The sequence below is a fragment of the Staphylococcus parequorum genome (genome assembly GCF_039237145.1).
Taxonomy (GTDB): Bacteria; Bacillota; Bacilli; order Staphylococcales; family Staphylococcaceae; genus Staphylococcus; species Staphylococcus equorum_A.
Genome location: NZ_CP150682.1, coordinates 2,597,388 through 2,614,531, shown reverse-complemented (window position 1 = coordinate 2,614,531; position 17,144 = coordinate 2,597,388). Strand labels below are relative to the sequence as shown.

The 17,144-nt window shown below is 32.4% G+C and carries 18 protein-coding genes; 14 read left to right on the top strand and 4 right to left on the bottom strand.

Going from position 1 to position 17,144, the window contains the following annotated elements; genetic code table 11:
• Window positions 1-91: 91 nt before the first annotated feature.
• Window positions 92-598, bottom strand: a complete 507-nt coding sequence (locus AAA453_RS12880) for a GNAT family N-acetyltransferase (RefSeq protein WP_069815220.1) — start codon at window positions 596-598, stop codon at window positions 92-94.
• Window positions 599-719: 121 nt separating this feature from the next.
• On the opposite strand from AAA453_RS12880, the gene AAA453_RS12875 reads away from it, so the two are divergent.
• The 5 genes from AAA453_RS12875 to AAA453_RS12855 all read left to right on the top strand — a co-directional run bounded on the left by AAA453_RS12875 (window position 720) and on the right by AAA453_RS12855 (window position 5,357).
• Window positions 720-1,637: a 3-beta hydroxysteroid dehydrogenase gene (locus tag AAA453_RS12875; RefSeq protein ID WP_069815222.1), complete on the top strand. Its 918-nt coding sequence runs from the start codon at window positions 720-722 to the stop codon at window positions 1,635-1,637.
• 16 nt (window positions 1,638-1,653) lie between these two features.
• Window positions 1,654-2,328: a response regulator transcription factor gene (locus tag AAA453_RS12870; protein WP_069815224.1), complete on the top strand. Its 675-nt coding sequence runs from the start codon at window positions 1,654-1,656 to the stop codon at window positions 2,326-2,328.
• On the top strand, window positions 2,321-3,349 hold the full coding sequence (locus AAA453_RS12865; RefSeq protein ID WP_427705312.1) for a sensor histidine kinase: 1,029 nt from the start codon (window positions 2,321-2,323) through the stop codon (window positions 3,347-3,349). The genes AAA453_RS12870 and AAA453_RS12865 overlap by 8 nt, the downstream gene beginning before the upstream one ends.
• 369 nt (window positions 3,350-3,718) lie before the next feature.
• Entirely contained in the window at window positions 3,719-4,336 is a 618-nt protein-coding gene (locus AAA453_RS12860; protein ID WP_002508370.1) for a DUF47 domain-containing protein, read from the top strand.
• Window positions 4,337-4,349: 13 nt separating this feature from the next.
• Entirely contained in the window at window positions 4,350-5,357 is a 1,008-nt protein-coding gene (locus AAA453_RS12855) for an inorganic phosphate transporter (protein ID WP_069815228.1), read from the top strand.
• 326 nt (window positions 5,358-5,683) lie between these two features.
• Here AAA453_RS12855 and AAA453_RS12850 read toward each other — a convergent pair whose 3' ends face one another.
• Window positions 5,684-6,496, bottom strand: coding sequence for a LysM peptidoglycan-binding domain-containing protein (locus tag AAA453_RS12850; protein WP_069815230.1), 813 nt, complete (start codon window positions 6,494-6,496; stop codon window positions 5,684-5,686).
• Between the two features lie 428 nt (window positions 6,497-6,924).
• Between AAA453_RS12850 and AAA453_RS12845 the strand changes: the two genes are divergently transcribed.
• From AAA453_RS12845 to AAA453_RS12830, 4 genes are all read left to right on the top strand, one after another.
• Window positions 6,925-7,584 carry a Bax inhibitor-1/YccA family protein gene (locus tag AAA453_RS12845; RefSeq protein WP_069815232.1) on the top strand — a complete coding sequence of 220 codons (660 nt, stop codon included), beginning with the start codon at window positions 6,925-6,927 and terminating at the stop codon, window positions 7,582-7,584.
• A 334-nt stretch (window positions 7,585-7,918) separates the two neighbouring features.
• Window positions 7,919-8,275, top strand: a complete 357-nt coding sequence (locus tag AAA453_RS12840; RefSeq protein ID WP_427705309.1) for a transcriptional regulator, SarA/Rot family — start codon at window positions 7,919-7,921, stop codon at window positions 8,273-8,275.
• Window positions 8,276-8,505: 230 nt separating this feature from the next.
• Window positions 8,506-9,222: a YebC/PmpR family DNA-binding transcriptional regulator gene (locus AAA453_RS12835; protein ID WP_069815234.1), complete on the top strand. Its 717-nt coding sequence runs from the start codon at window positions 8,506-8,508 to the stop codon at window positions 9,220-9,222.
• A gap of 1 nt (window position 9,223) precedes the next feature.
• A complete protein-coding gene (locus AAA453_RS12830) occupies window positions 9,224-9,724 on the top strand; it encodes a cupin domain-containing protein (RefSeq protein ID WP_427705307.1) in 501 nt (166 codons plus the stop codon).
• Between the two features lie 112 nt (window positions 9,725-9,836).
• Here AAA453_RS12830 and AAA453_RS12825 read toward each other — a convergent pair whose 3' ends face one another.
• Window positions 9,837-10,949, bottom strand: a complete 1,113-nt coding sequence (locus tag AAA453_RS12825; RefSeq protein WP_069815238.1) for a 5-methyltetrahydropteroyltriglutamate--homocysteine S-methyltransferase — start codon at window positions 10,947-10,949, stop codon at window positions 9,837-9,839.
• Between the two features lie 212 nt (window positions 10,950-11,161).
• On the opposite strand from AAA453_RS12825, the gene AAA453_RS12820 reads away from it, so the two are divergent.
• The 5 genes from AAA453_RS12820 (at window position 11,162) to AAA453_RS12800 (ending at window position 16,185) form a co-directional block, all read left to right on the top strand.
• The gene (locus AAA453_RS12820; protein ID WP_427705304.1) at window positions 11,162-11,890 is read left to right on the top strand and encodes a DUF402 domain-containing protein; all 729 of its coding nucleotides are present in this window, start codon (window positions 11,162-11,164) and stop codon (window positions 11,888-11,890) included.
• A gap of 215 nt (window positions 11,891-12,105) precedes the next feature.
• On the top strand, window positions 12,106-12,960 hold the full coding sequence (locus AAA453_RS12815) for a LysR family transcriptional regulator (RefSeq protein ID WP_069815242.1): 855 nt from the start codon (window positions 12,106-12,108) through the stop codon (window positions 12,958-12,960).
• A 95-nt stretch (window positions 12,961-13,055) separates the two neighbouring features.
• Window positions 13,056-14,264, top strand: a complete 1,209-nt coding sequence (locus AAA453_RS12810; protein WP_427705302.1) for a sugar efflux transporter — start codon at window positions 13,056-13,058, stop codon at window positions 14,262-14,264.
• Window positions 14,265-14,270: 6 nt separating this feature from the next.
• A complete protein-coding gene (locus AAA453_RS12805; RefSeq protein WP_069815247.1) occupies window positions 14,271-14,759 on the top strand; it encodes a DUF456 domain-containing protein in 489 nt (162 codons plus the stop codon).
• A gap of 265 nt (window positions 14,760-15,024) precedes the next feature.
• Window positions 15,025-16,185 carry an MFS transporter gene (locus AAA453_RS12800; protein WP_069832659.1) on the top strand — a complete coding sequence of 387 codons (1,161 nt, stop codon included), beginning with the start codon at window positions 15,025-15,027 and terminating at the stop codon, window positions 16,183-16,185.
• A 237-nt stretch (window positions 16,186-16,422) separates the two neighbouring features.
• On the opposite strand, the gene AAA453_RS12795 is transcribed toward AAA453_RS12800, so the two are convergent.
• Complete coding sequence (locus AAA453_RS12795; protein ID WP_069832660.1) at window positions 16,423-17,106, bottom strand: DUF1129 family protein; 684 nt, start codon at window positions 17,104-17,106, stop codon at window positions 16,423-16,425.
• Window positions 17,107-17,144 lie beyond the last annotated feature (38 nt).

Genomic DNA, 17,144 nt, shown 5'->3' with positions numbered 1-17,144 from the left:
GAGCAAAATTGGATTGCTGTTCCATTCCCATGTATTAATTTATACTTAAACAAGAATAGTGAAACGTTTAATATATAAACATTGAGGTAGACTAAAGTAATAACTTAGACATTATATATTTATTGAAATAACGCCCATCGATATAAAGTTTATCTCGAAGTTCGCCGTCAATTTGATATCCAGCAGCTTTAAATAAAGCTACCGCTGTTTCGTTTTCAGGGACTACAGAAACTTCAATGCGGCGAATGTTATGGTTTAAACACCATGCTTCAATAGAATTAATAAGTGATTGGCCAAGCCCTTTTTCGCGATAGTGTCTAATAACACCCATTGAAAAATGTGCTTCATGACGTGTACGTTCAAACTTTTCAGTTGTTACGATTGAAAAACCAACAAGTTCTCCGTTATTTTCGGCAACATATATCGCATTGGACGGTGATGTTATATAATGTTCCAAGTTTGAAACGGCATCACTGTTAGATGGCGCATATTCACCAGGATTATATATTAAATATTCAGATTCATCATAGATAGTAGTTAATAATTTTACAAATGGATCTATATCATTGATACCGATTTCACGAATTTGATGAACCATATGTGTCCACTCCTCATTTCTATTTTGCTGTTACTCAGTTATAGTATAACTTAACATCATTAGCATGATTTTACTAGGAGATATTTAAATAGAGACAAATTAAAATAAAGGAAGTATAACTATGAAACCTAATATTTTATTAGCAGGTGTAACAGGCTATATAGGGAAAAACTTAATACAATCTATTAAAGATGAGGCGACGCTTTTTACGATGTCGAAATATCCTAAAGAAGATGAGTTTCAAGAAGTGACATGGTTAAAAAAAGATATTTATAATTATAATGATGTCCTTGAGTCAATGGAAGGTATGGATATGGCCATCTATTATTTAGATCCAACCAAGCATTCAGCAAAGCTGACCAAAGCAACAGCTAGAGATATGAATTTAATTGCTGCTGATAATTTTGGACGTGCGACAGCTAAAAAAGGAATTAAAAAAATCATTTATATTAGTGGGAGTCGCTTTGATAATGAGTCAATAGAGCGATTGTCGGCGTATGGAACGCCTGTCGAAAAAACAGAAGTAAAAGTTTCACGACCTCATGTTGCAGTCGAGTTACAAGTTTCAAAGTATGATGATGTACGAAGTGCACTTAATGTACAATTGCCAATGAACTGGACCTTAAATCAAATGGTGGAATATTATTTTGATTGGTTAAATAAAACTAAAGGAACGATGTTACATACTTATAATGAAGGCGATAATTTTGTTGTCTATATCAAAGATAAACGCAATCCAATACTTGTACTTCATAAAACGATAACAGAAAGCGATATGATTACATTAAATTTAGTAGGTGGATCGATAGTAAAACCGAATCTAACGAAACAAGGAAAGTTAGAATTCCGAAAGCTGGAAGGAACACAAACTGTAATCGTCCATTTATATGATTATATTCCTAAACTCATCTGGCCAGCGTATTACTTGTTCCAATCGCCATTTCAAGATTTGATGATGAGAGGATTTGAAATAGATTGTCGTATAAAACATTTCAATGGTCGTATACAATCAGGTGAAGAAATAAAATATACTAAATAATTGAAAAGGTGATCATGTGGACATTTTATTAGTAGAAGATGATATGACATTATTTAAAGAACTGAGTGAAGAATTAGAACAATGGGACTTTCAAGTGCATGGCATCAGTGATTTTAATGATGTTATGTCAAAATTTGAAGAAGTGAATGCTGCAATTGTAATTATGGATGTTAAATTGCCTAAGTATGATGGTTTCTATTGGACTCGAAAAATTAGAGAGGTCTCCAATACACCTATTCTATTCTTATCTTCACGGGATAACCCAATGGACCAAGTTATGAGTATGGAATTAGGCGCAGATGATTATGTCCAAAAACCATTTAATACGAGTGTACTTATTGCAAAACTACAAGCTATATATAGACGCGTCTATCAATTCAGTATTGATGAGAAGCGTGTACTGTCTTGGCAGGAAACGACTTTAGATTTATCTAAAGATAGCATTAGTAAAGGTGATGCTCAAATCTATTTATCTAAGACTGAAATGATTATCTTAGAAATGCTAGTGAAAAAGCAAAATCAAATCGTTACTAGAGATACTTTGATTACAGCATTGTGGGATGATGAAGCATTTGTAAGTGATAACACGTTAACTGTTAATGTGAATCGTTTAAGAAAAAAGTTAGCTGATATTGATATGAATGATGCGATTGAAACTAAAATAGGCAAAGGGTATATGGCGCATGGCTAACATTCAATGGTTATTTATCTTTCTACGCTCACGATTAAATTGGATACTTTGGCTCATATTATTACATTTCATTTTTCTATTTATTGCATATTTAGATTACGATATCAGTGTAAGTAGTATTTTTTATATTATTATTTTGAATTTAGGGATCTCAGTTATTTTTTTGTTATATACATATATAAAGGAAGTAAAATTTTTCAAACATTTGTACAATAACATCGAGCCTGAAGAACTAAAGCATAAATCTCTTGCTGATACACCATTTCAACAAGAGATGGTCAATTATTTGTATAATCAAATTACAAGTCAGAAAATGTTAGTTACAACTCAGAAAAAACAAATTCAAACAACTGAAGCGTCATTAACTGATTTCGTGCATGATATTAAGACACCAGTAACAGCAATGAAGCTACTGATCGAAAAAGAGCAAGATGTAGAGCGAAAGTACGCCTTGCTTTTTGAGTGGTCGAGAATTAATGGAATGTTAGACAGACAATTATTTTTAACGAGATTAGAGTTTCAAAATAATGATTTATATTTTGAACATGTAGCATTAAAACGTCTTATTATAGAAGAAATACAAATCACAAGGTATATTAGTCAATCTAAAGGCATTGATTACGATCTTGATTTTGAAGCGGACTATGATGTCTATACAGATACAAAATGGTGTCGGATGATGATAAGACAAATTTTATCTAATGCTATTAAATATAGTGAAGATAGTACAATTCACATTAAAGCTCATATAGTTAATAAACATGTAACACTTGAAATTATAGATGAAGGTAGAGGAATTAGTAAGAAAGATTTGCCGAGAATTTACGATAAAGGATTTACTTCCACTGCTTATCGTAATGAGACCACTTCATCGGGCATTGGTCTATATTTAGTAGGTAACGTTAAAGACAAATTAGGAATCCGAGTGGATATCACTTCAGAAGAACAAATTGGAACCAAGGCTTCATTTATGTTTCCTAATCAAAATGAACTTGTTGCAAGATTATCTGAAAAGCAATGAAATCTGTTATGATTTCATTGCTTTTTAATTATGAAATTCGCAAATTTAAAATGTGAACTATAATAAATTTTAGAAAAATATATTTCGGACAAAATTTTTGCTCCTACAAATTTTAAATGTTAAGAGATTGTAAATTTAATTGTGGAATTGTAAATTTTGTGCTATTTTCATATAAGGACAAATCAACATTTGTGAGATTTTTTAACCGGTATAGAAGCAAAGACTCATTTCCATGAACGTAAGGACACATTAAGTGATGATGAGTGAATTGTTAATCTTGCCAATTTTAATTTGTCTTAAAAGAGTTTTGATTTTTTAAATTTATTGAAGCTGATTGGAAACAGTCGCTGTAAATGGAGGATTTTTTGGATGTTTAACAAGAAAAAAGATAAGTTCATGGTGCAACTTGAAGAAATGGTCTTTAACTTAGATCGAGCGGCAATTGAGTTTGGGAAAATGGATTTTAATACGCACTTAGATCTGAAAGCTTATTCAGACAATATTAAAAAATATGAATCACACGGTGACGAATTAATGCATCAAGTGATTTCCGATTTAAACCAAACCTTCATCACACCAATTGAACGTGAGGATATCCTTTCATTATGTAATGCAATTGATGATGTTTTAGATGCAATAGAAGAAACGTCAGCGATGTTTGAAATGTATTCAATTGAATATACAGATGAATACATGGCTGAATTTGTTGATAATATCCAAAAAGCTATTGCAGAAATGAAATTAGCTGTTGGGTTACTTGTTGATAAAAAATTATCGCATATGCGTATTCATTCTATTAATATTAAAGAATTTGAAACAAATTGTGATGGCATTTTACGTCAATCAATCAAACATATTTTTAACAGTGAAACAGATCCAATAACGCTTATTAAAATAAAAGAAATTTATGAAAGCATGGAAGAAATTGCAGATAAATGTCAAGCTGTAGCGAATAACTTTGAAACTATAATTATGAAAAATAGCTAAGGAGTCCTAACTAATGGAATATATTTTAATCATCACAGTAGCTATCGTTATTTTTTCACTTATCTTTGACTTTATCAATGGTTTTCATGATACAGCCAATGCTGTCGCTACTGCTGTTTCAACCCGTGCATTAACGCCTAGAACTGCTATTATATTAGCATCAGTTATGAACTTTATTGGTGCATTAGCTTTTACTGGAGTTGCAGGTACAATAACTAAAGATATTGTAGACCCATTTAAATTAGAAAATGGGCTTGTTGTGGTGTTATCAGCGATCATTGCAGCAATTTTTTGGAACTTGCTTACTTGGTTTTATGGTATACCGAGTTCATCTTCTCATGCGTTAATTGGTTCCATTGCAGGTGCAGCTATCGCATCGCAAGGGTCGTTTGCCGTATTACACTATGAAGGTTTTACAAAAATCATTGCTGTATTACTGATATCACCAGTAATTGCTTTTTGTGTAGGTTTCATTATGTATTCAATTGTTAAAGTCGTATTTAAAAATGCAAACTTAACAAAATCAAATAGAAACTTTAGATTCTTCCAAATTTTCACAGCGTCGTTACAATCATTTTCACATGGTACCAACGATGCTCAAAAATCAATGGGTATTATTACATTAGCTTTAATCGTAGCTAACTTACAACCAGGTGGTTCTGTTGAACCACAATTGTGGGTTAAAATTGCCTGTGCCACTGCTATGGGGTTAGGAACAGCTGTTGGTGGTTGGAAAATCATTAAAACAGTTGGTGGTAATATAATGAAAATTCGTCCGGCTAATGGTGCTGCGGCAGATTTATCATCAGCTTTAACAATCTTTGTAGCATCTTCATTACATTTTCCGTTATCAACGACGCATGTTGTTTCTTCATCTATTCTAGGTGTAGGCTCATCTAATCGTATTAAAGGCGTGAAATGGAATACTGCGCAACGTATGATTGTTACATGGGTTATCACAATGCCGATTTCTGCAATTGTTGCTGCCCTTGTTTATTTCGTTATGAATATCTTCCTATAATTAGGTATGTTATAGCGTGATTAGCGTTTGAAGTATAAAAGAGTTTGGGCGTGATTGTCTATTCTCAAAATAAGACCGAGGCTGAGCATGTATTTTATGTCCCAGCCTCGGTCTTTTATTTATAGACATCAGTGACTTTGTTATAAGCATTTAATAAGATATGTTAGTAAGTAGGCAGTAAAAGCTATTTACAAGCTCATAAGACGACTGAGTGAGCTTATGAGTGATGTTGTATGTGATCTTGTTTAAAATAGTTCAAATAAAAAAGCAGTTAGCATTCTAAATAGAAGTCTAACTGCTTTTTTATTCAATATGAAATTCATACATTAATGAATATAATTATAGCTTGAAGCTTGTGAAGCTGGGATTGTACGATAATCTACTGTCCCTGGTGCAGTATTATAATTCATTTCTGAAATTAAAATACTACCATCTGGATTAACTTGTTCTACATAAGCTACGTGACCAATAGGGCCTTCGTAATTTTGCATAATTGAGCCAACGCTTGGTGTATTATTTACAGTATAACCATCTGCTGCTGCATTGTTTGCCCAATGATCAGCATTCCACCAATATGTGCTAATTGGTTTACCAGTCTCAGCTCTACGATTAAATACGTGCCATGTACATTGACCCCAATCGTATAGATTAGCATCACTTGCTGATGAACTACCTGTATTTTGGTTTGGTGTTGTTGTACCACCAGAACCGCCAGAACCACCAGTTGCCCCTGGAATTGTTAATGTTTGATTCGGATAGATTATGTATCCACTCAAATTGTTTGCTGATATAAGCTCATCTACTGAAACACCATAATTGTTTGCAATTGTGTTTAATGACTCACCAGATTCTACAGTATGCGTTGAGCCGCCAGATGATTGTGAAGAAGAGTTTGAACTTGAGCCTTGCTCTTGTGAACCACTTCCACCAATTTCAATAACTTGTCCCGGAAATACAATATTGTTATTGATATCATTACTTTGTTTGATTTCATCTACTGAAACACCGTATTGTTGTGAAATTGTCCAAAGTGACTCACCAGATTTCACTGTGTGTTGTGTTGATGCATCGGCTTCATGATTAGAAATAACCGCTGCAGCGCCTGAAGCAGCTGTTACTGCAAATGCTAACTTTTTCAAAAGAACTCCTCCTTCAATTCCTATATACCCTAAAAGCAGATATGTATTAAATATATGTGATAGTTTCTTTAATCTGAATTCACGTTCCATACTATCAAAAATCAGATGTTTTGTGTGTGTTGTTATAAAGATGTAATATTATTAATATTTGAGTGCAAAAAGGGTTAAGTCCCTCAAGACGCTTATTATGCGATTTATAAGACTTTATAAAGAGAGAATGGTATTTAGTTTTTTCGTATTTGTAACAATTAAGTTGCTTGTAGTTAGAAATAGATAGGATTAGCTCAATACACTTGGAAAATTATAAGAATTATGTTTGGTATGGTTTGAAATAGTGAAAGTTAAAGTATTACGTTTATTGAAGGTTATTGATGTTATTATAATATTCAAGTATTTAAATATTATTTTATAGTTAAGGAGTGAATCAATTGGCTGAAACGGCACAACATATAAATAAGCATAAACAACAGTCTAAAGATAAATCTAAGTCTCATGCTTATGGAAAAGTATGGCTCTTTTTTGTCTATTACTGGATTATTTTTGGCATTGGTTGTTACTTCGGACAATACTTGCCATTGGAATGGAGAAGACCTTTATCATTCGTATTACTTGGTTTAGTTCTTATCACTGTTATTTTTAACAGAGCGCGTAAATATGGTTTAGTCATTTCTCACATATATGCAATTGTAGTAGGATTGCTATCATTCGCAACATTTACGACATATATGCAAAATTTAGGACCTGAAGTATTCTATAAAAATGTAATTCTTGCCATTGCAGGATTTATGGTGTTCGGCATTATAGGCTTTTTTGTAATTGGTAATGCCGCAAGTATGGGTAAATATTTATTTGTAACATTAATAGCGCTAATTGTTGCAAGTTTGATTGGTATGTTTATTCAAAATTCATTGTTCCATACGATTATTACTGTGGTAGGTCTATTATTGTTCCTTCTTTACACATTATACGATTTTAATCGTATGAAACGGGGGCAATACTCACCAAGAGAAATGGGCTTTAATTTATTCATCAATTTATTACACATTATAAAATATGTTTTAAGACTAGCGAATAAATTTAGAAAATAAAGAAGCAACTATCGATAAAGTATTTGCTTTTTGATAATTAAGTAATTAACATGAGTACACCCTTAAAGTTGATTTTAGTATTTAACTTTAAGGGTGTATTTTTACATTCAGCGAATATTTAGTGATGAGACGATTTTAAAAAAGTGACCTAATTAGTGTTTATTATAATTTAGTTAAATTAATAAAAAAGTGTTGACAAATTTAATTATTTTATTCAAAATTACGTAAAGATAAAAGTATATTGATTCAAATAAAAAAATACAAAAATAAAACAGTGTTACTTCGCAAGGTGTTAGATACATTCATCATAATTTCAATTGGAGGTGTGATAGCAATGAATGAAGAGAAAAAGGCGCAATTTTTAAATGTTTATAAAGAATATAAAAGTTTAACGCATTACATAGAACAAAAATATAAACTGACAATCAATGATGTAGCAGTTTTAGAACTCATTCAGCAAAATTGTAGTGAAAAGCATATGTTGATGCAGCCATTTTTAAAAATTGCTACTGCGGAATTGGATTTGAGTAGAACTAAAGTGCTTGCTTCCATTCGTCGTTTGATTGATCAAGATAGAGTAAGTAAGATACGTTCAACAGAAGATGAACGTAAAGTATACTTATTAATGAACGAAAAAAACGCAGCACATTACAAGGCATTATTAGATGAAATTGAATCATATACTGAATAAAAAATGTGGATCAAGTAATGAGATGTCCTTTATTGATTCATATTTTGAGATGATTTAAAAGACTAGTGATACACATGAAATTCTGTTGCGTATGACTAGTCTTATTTATTATGTAATATATAAGGTGTGGTTATTTGTCATTTATATACGTAGTTCTATGTAATAGAGCTAAATTATTGTATAATATATCATGTTAATAAAAATATTTTTCGAGAAAGTGTGATGAAAGTATGGGACGTAAGTGGAATAATATTAAAGAGAAAAAAGCTCAAAAGGACAAAAATACAAGTCGAATTTACGCTAAATTCGGTAAAGAAATTTATGTAGCGGCTAAATCAGGTGAACCAGATCCGGAATCAAACCAGGCGCTAAGATTAACTTTAGAAAGAGCTAAGACTTATTCTGTACCGAATCATATTATTGATCGAGCGATAGAAAAAGCTAAGGGCGCAAGTGAAGAAAACTACGATGAATTAAGATATGAAGGCTTTGGACCAAATGGGTCAATGATTATCGTAGACGCATTAACAGAAAATGTGAATAGAACTGCTTCTGATGTACGTGCAGCTTTTGGTAAAAATGGCGGTAATATGGGTGTTTCTGGGTCAGTTGCGTATATGTTTGATCATACGGCTGTGTTTGGTATTGAAGGCAAATCAGCAGATGATACCTTAGAGGCATTGATGGAAAAAGATATCGATGTGAGAGACATTATTGAAGAAAATGGGTTAACTATTATTTACGCTGAGCCAGATCAATTTGCTCAAGTTCAAGATGCTCTACGTGAAACAGGTGTTGAAGAATTTAAGGTCGCTGAATTTGAGATGTTGCCACAATCAGATATAGAATTATCTGAAGAAGATCAAGAAGCGTTTGAAACCTTAGTTGATGCTTTAGAAGATTTAGAAGACGTTCAAAATGTTTTCCATAATGTGGATTTGAAGTAATATGGATGGAAATATTCAGTATTGGCTTAACCAATTAGATTTACAGCCACATCCAGAAGGTGGCTATTATAAAGAGGTTATCAAAGCTAATTCAAATTATCTAAATGAAAGAGCAGCATATTCAAGTATTTATTTCTTGTTAACACATGACAATATATCGCATTTTCATCGTATTGATGCAGATGAAATATGGTATTATCACGCTGGGGATTCTCTAACAGTGCATATGATTGATCCGGATGGACATTATCAAAGTGTGACAATTGGTAAAGACCTTGAAACAGGTGATGTTCTACAATACGTGGTTCCAAAAGGGACGATTTTTGCGTCTTCGATTGAAGGTCAAAATGGTTATGCACTTGTTGGTTGCATGTGCCAACCTGCATTTGAATTTGAACATTTTGAACTACTTAGTAAAGAATGGTTAAATAATCAATTTCCAAGTTTAAAAGATGTTCATGAACGTTATGCCTTATCCGAAAGTGATATAGCTCGAAATTAGTTAATTTCTAATTTAAAACATCTGTATATGAATAAAGGCCTATCAGATTTTTAGAATCTGATAGGCCTCTCATTTTTAATATTAATACTTCGTACTGGTTAGTGAAGTAAGTTTATTTTGCTGTTCCAAAGACTTCATTTGCAATTTCTACAACGTAAGCTAGTTTGTTCCATTGCTCATCTTCAGTCAATTTATTGCCTTCTTCTGTTGAAGCAAAGCCACATTGTGGACTCAAACAAATTTGATCTAAATCAACATATTGTTGTGCTTCTTTAATACGTGCTAGGATGGCAGATTTATCTTCTAAGTCACCAGTTTTTGAAGTGAAAAGACCTAATACAGCTGCTGAATTTTCTTTAGGGAAGAAGCGTAATGGCTCAAAATCACCAGAACGATCATCATCATATTCTAAGAAAAAACCACCTAAATTTTCTTTGAATAAATAAGGTGCGACTGGCTCGTAACCACCTGAAATTGCCCAAGTAGATTGATAATTACCACGACAAATATGTGTAGTAATAAGTAGGTCTTCTGGTAAATCTTGGACTGCTTCATTTACAACACGATATGCAAGTTGACGTGCTGCTTCTTTGTCTGCTTCAGTACGATCACGTCCACGTGTTTTCTGAGAACCAGAAGTTAGGTTAGCCCAATAAACATCATCTAATTGAATGTAACGCGCGCCTAATTCATAAAATTTGAGTAAACTTTCACGGTAAGCCTGAGCCACATCATGTGCATAAGCTTCGATATCTGGATAAATGTCTTCATTTAATATATTTGGATGGAACAATTGGTTTGGACTTGGGATAGATACTTTTGCTGTTGCACGTCCGTTAACTTTGTCATATAAAAATTTAAAGTGTTCAAAATGTGGATGATTTGGGTTAAAAGCGACTTTACTTTCAACTTTAACATTATGATTTCTTGTCTCAACACCTTCAAATGCTAAACCACGATCAGATGTATAGCCTTTGACGCCACCTAAATTTTCTAAGAAATCGAAATGCCACCAGCTTCTGCGGAATTCGCCATCAGTGATGCTATGTAAACCTACTTCTAGTTGTTTCTCTATGATGTGCTCAATTTCTTCGTCCTCGATATCTCGTAATGCTTGTGCATCGATGACTTCATTTTGATAATCTTTACGTGCATCTTTTAGGCGTTGTGGTCTTAATAAACTACCGACATGATCGGCTCTAAAAGGTCTTTGAATGACTGCCATGTTACTAGCTCCTTTATTTATAGAATTTTCAGAAAAATATAGATAAAATCTATCAAACTTTATTATAATTGTCAATTTCGCTTTTACACTATGAAATATAGTACAATAATAATAATTAAATTCGTGATACAAAATTGGAAGACGTTCAGTATAATCCATAAGATGACATAAAGTAAACAGTTTTATATAATAATGACAAGGAGTTGGTGACAGTGAAAGTAAAATATATTGATAAGCGTCACTGGCGTCGTATCATTGACAAAGAGTATACAGAAGTCAAAGTAAACAACAACAAGTTCAAGGGTATTATTGGTTTGGTGACGATGAAAAAAGTACGAGAACCATTAGAGGTCACAGTGGTGGGTCAAAATATTATTGTTGCGGATGATAACTATCAATGGCTACAAATCTTGCCCGAAAAAAAACGATATAGCATTACAGTGATGCTAGATGACAAGGGCAACCCATTAGAATATTACTTTGATATAAATATTAAGAATGTTACACAAAAAGGAAATGCACGTACAATAGATTTATGTTTAGATGTACTTGTATTGCCAAATGGGGAATATGAACTTGTAGATGAAGATGATTTACAACGTGCTTTAGACCAAGGACAAATTACTAAAAAACAATATCACGAAGCTTATATTATTGCGCATCAATTAATGATAAAAATTGAAGCTGATTTTTCAACTATGAAAGATAAAATTATGTATTGTTATTACAAGATTAAACAAAAATCAAAAAACCACAACCACCCATTACATGGTAAAACCAAACATAATGAGCATAAACATAAACCATATAAACATAAACCACACAAGCCACACGATCATAAACATCCAAACAAGCATATTAAAAATGAAAACCACAATCAGCAAAGTCACAATTACAACCAAAATTATCCAACGCATCGCGACTCAGAGCCAGAACATTAAGCTTATATGCACTTATATAATTGGATGATCTATGCATGGTGAATCGGTGTATGAGTATGATGTGAATCATGTTATAGTGACACTGCTAGATGATAAAGAATAAAGAACAGACATCATTTAAAGATTGAAATGATACTATGAAATGTTTTGAGAAAATGAATAACAATCAATAAATGAAGTGATTAAAAGTGCTTTTTAAAATATAGGGGGATAATATGAAGATTGACGATTATCGCTTGTTAACCACTTTAGATGAAACAAGAACACTAAGGAAAGCAGCAGAAATATTATATATTTCACAACCTGCAGTAACACAACGTTTAAAATCAATTGAAAATGCTTTTGGTGTAAATGTTTTTATACGTACTAAGAAACAATTGATTACCACAACAGAAGGTTCGATGATTATAGAGCATGCAAGAGATATGCTAAATAAAGAGCGTTTGTTTTTAGATAAAATGCAAGCGCACATTGGTGAAGTCAATGGTACGATTTCAATCGGTTGTTCTTCATTAATAGGACAAACTTTATTACCGCAAGTATTAAACTTATTTACACGCCAATTTCCTAATGTAGAAATTCAAGTTCAAGTAGGTTCGAGTGAACAAATTAAAGCAAACCATAGAGATTACCATGTGATGATTATACGTGGGAATAAAATTATGAACTTAAGTAACACACACTTATTTAATGATGAGCATTATTTTATTAATCCTAAAAATCGATATGAGGATGTTGATAAAATGCCATTTATTGAATTTCAAGCAGATCCCATTTATATTAACCAAATTAAAGAATGGTATGGGAGTCAAATTGGTCAAGATTATCATGCTATGATTACTGTTGATCAAGTGGCTACATGTAAAGAAATGTTGTTGAATGGTGTCGGTGTAACAATTTTACCTGAAATCATGATGAAGCATCTAGACCGTGATCAGTTTGAATTTAGACGTGTAAATATAGATGAAAAACCATTGATTCGTTCTACATTTTTAAGTTACGATTCTAGCATGTTACAATTGCCTCAAGTAGAATCATTTATCAATTTAATGATGGAATATGTTGAATAACATCAATGAGAGCTAATACATAAGCATTGATACATTGCGTATTTAAGTAATATACAAGAATTGACACCTAATTTATTAGAATAGAGGTTTGTTATATGTTTAGTGCTTTATTACATATTAAGAATTACAAACTATTTGTAGTCAATATGATGCTTTTAGGTATGGGAATCTCAATCACTGTACCTTATCTTATTTTATTTGCGACCAATGATTTGGGTATGACTTCTACACAATATGGTCTGCTATTAGCATTAGCAGCAATCAGTCAATTTATAATGAACACGATTGTTGCACGCTTTTCTGATACACACAATATAAATAGGAAAGTCATAATTATTACAGCACTGTTAATGGGTGCTGTCAGTTTTTCTATTTACTTCTATATTCATGAAATATGGATATTTATTGTTATGTATGCTGTTTTTCAAGGATTTTTCGCGCCTGCAATGCCTCAAATGTACGCTTCAGCTAGAGAGTCTATCAATGTTTCTGCTTCAAGAGATAGAGCGAAGTTTGCGAATGCCGTATTGCGTTCCATGTTTTCATTTGGATTCCTGTTTGGTCCGTTAATCGGCGCTTTATTATTAGGTGTAAATGGTTATGCAGGGTTATTTACTGGAACTGTTACCATTATTTTATTTACACTGATGTTACAGGTATTCTTTTTTAAAGATATCAAAACTAAACAAACAACAACTGATGTGAATCAAGTTGAGGCGAAAGCCCCTAACATGTTACATGACAAGGCATTATTAGTTCCATTTTTAGCCTTTATTTTATTACATATTGGCCAATGGATGTATACATTGAATATGCCGTTGTTTGTCACTAAATATTTGAATGAAGCTGAAGGATATGTAGGCGGGTTAGCCAGTCTATGTGCCGGTTTAGAAGTTCCATTTATGGTCGTGTTAGGTATTTTATCAGCTAAGCTCACGACACGTGTTTTACTGATGTTAGGTGGACTATTTGGTGGGCTATTTTACTTTAGTATTGGCGTATTTGAAAGTCTAGTGATGATGTTTGTGGGACAAGTATTTTTAGCTATTTTCTTAGCAATATTACTTGGTTTAGGCATCAGTTATTTCCAAGATATTTTACCGGATTTTCCAGGATATGCATCTACACTTTTTGCTAACGCGATGGTGATAGGTCAGTTATGTGGGAACTTATTAGGTGGAATTATGAGTCACTGGGTAGGTTTAGGTAATGTATTCTTTGTATCAGCGACAGCTATCTTTTTAGGTATGATATTAATATACTTTACGAAAGATCAAAAATTCACAGAAGAAAGTATGGAGTAGATAAAAATGACAGTAATTTTATGGCTATTAATTATCGCATCATTCGTCTTAGCATTTGTAGGTTTAATTAAACCTATTATTCCATCAGTGCTTGTATTATGGGTAGGGTTTTTAATTTATCAATTCGCATTTCATAATGGTAATTTATCATGGATATTCTATGTATCAATGATTTTATTCACTGTGTTTATTCTGGTAGCAGATTTCGTCATGAATAAATATTTTGTGAATAAATTTGGTGGTTCTAAGCTCAGCGAGTATGCGGCACTTATTGGTGTAATCGTAGGTTGCTTTGTATTTCCACCATTTGGAATTATTATTATTCCATTTATTGCGGTACTCGTTGTTGAAATGATACAAGAACCTAACTTTTCAAAGGCTTTAAAAGCAAGTTTTGGATCCATCGTAGCATTTTTAGCGAGTGCTGTTGCGCAAGGGATTATCATGTTTATCATGGTCGTGTGGTTCTTTATTGACGCATTACTAATTAATTAAAATTAGCGAGTTAGCTATTGTCATAAGAAGGGTAATTAAGTGTTCTAAGCGCTTTTAACTTTCATTTGATGATTGCTGACTTTTTTTGTGTTCTTAGTAGTATGATGATGTAATGCAATTTATTAAATGGATACAGCTAAAATTAAATGTAAGCGAATTATTTATAAAAATGGAAAGAAATCAAGCAATACCCTTGTTTTTGGCAACTGAATTTTAGTATAATCACAAAATGTGTGAAAAAATAAGAGTTTTGAAGGGAGTCAAAATGAAATATCCAATTGCTATATGGATGCTTGCAATCGGTGCGTTTGCAATAGGTATGACAGAATTTGTAATTATGGGGTTATTACCTAATATTGCACGAGATTTTGACGTAACTGTAAGTCAGGCAGGACAACTTATAACTGGCTATGCATTAGGTGTTGCAATCGGTGGGCCTATCATAGTTATGTTAACGATTAAATGGAATAGAAAATATTTATTACTCGCATTAATGGGTATTTTTATATTAGGGAATTTTGCTGCTTCATTTAGTACGAGTTATGGCTTTATGATGACGAGTCGTATTATTACATCGTTGGCTCATGGTTCATTCTTTGGTATAGGTTCTATTTTAGCTGCGAATATGGTGCGGCCAGAGAAACGTGCAAGTGCGATGGCACTAATGTTTATGGGATTAAGTTTAAGTAATATTTTAGGTGTACCATTCGGGACATTAATAGGTCAAAACTTTGGGTGGCCGATGACGTTTATCATTATTTCTATTATAGGGACATTAGCACTTATAGGTATTATTATTTTTGTGCCTATGCAACGTGACACGATAAAATCATCAATGAAAAAAGAATTACAAATTTTAAAAGAAAAACGTTTATGGTTAACATTAGCAGTGACATTATTTGGTTTCAGTAGTGTGTTTGCATACTTCACTTATATTTCTACAGTATTGACTGATGTATCAAATGTACAAGAAAACTTGATCTCTTATCTGTTAATTATTTTTGGAGTAGGTGTGACATTAGGTAACGTCGTAGGTGGTAAACTTGCGGATTGGAATTTAAATAAAGCATTACAAATTATTTTTTCTATCTTTATCGTTTACTTCCTATTATTATACTTTATACAAATGAATGGTTTCTTTATGGTAGCAGGCATATTCTTCTTTGGTTTAATCGGCTTTAGTATGAGTCCATCATTACAATTTAAAAGTACGATTATTTCTAAAGATGCGCCTACGCTTGCAAGTACATTAAACCAATCTGCATTTAATTTAGGTAATGCGCTAGGTGCCTTTATTGGTGGCGTTGTCGTGACGAATTTACCGATAGCATCATTAAGTTTAATTGCACCAATCTTAACTGCAATCGGTCTGGTATTCTTGTTTATTAGTATCGCTGTGGAGAGAAAAGAAGGCATGGCGCCTTAATAGCAACGCATATCACGTAACAATATGAATAAGAGAACTGGGACATAAATATCTCATTCTCAAATGAAAAGCACTAATCTATTAGTTTATAATAGATTAGTGCTTTTCTATTTAAAATATGTCGCTTTTGAAGGTGGACGCTAGGTGCACGTAGAAAATCAGGTGGTAGTAAGTACAGTACTTTATTAAAAGTCTAGGCATTATAACGAAATAGCCGCTGTTATTCAAAGAACAAAATTATAAAGATGTATTCGCATCTTTATTTGTATAATGATGATCAATAAATAAAGCGATAGGTATAACGACAAATGAGATTATAATAAAAGACCAATTACTAATTAATATATAAGGCCCAAATGCTAAAAATGATTGAGGAATGAAAAATACATAAAATATTGCATATAATAGTAATAAAATGACGATATACGTTAATATCCATGTCCAATGAGACTTTGTAAAACATTGCATTTGCACAGTTCGGAATATCATCCATATAAATAGAAAAATGATAAAAATGCCCACTAACACGACAAGAGGAAATGAATATAAATATAATCGTTTCGCACCAATGAAAAAGCCAATAAATCCTTTAAGAAAACAAAATATCCCAAATAACAAGAAAATATGCTGAATAATGTATTTGAAAATATTTAAAACTGTTTCGTTTGGTAATTTTTTGAGTTCCTTTTTGGCATGTGACTTAGGATCATGTTCAAAGAAATCCATGGCGAGTATGCCTTCTTTTTCAGCTTCTAATAATTGATTTAAAATACGATTTAACATTTTTTCAGAATCGTGAGGGTTAACACTTAAATCCGCTCGGACGTATGTCATGTAATTTTCGAATGCATCTCTATCTGTATTATTTAATCGTAAAGCTTTTACATTATTTTCTCGCATTAATTTGTCAGTAGATTTCATTTGAATTTCGCAGTCCTTTTTATAGAATGTAATGATAA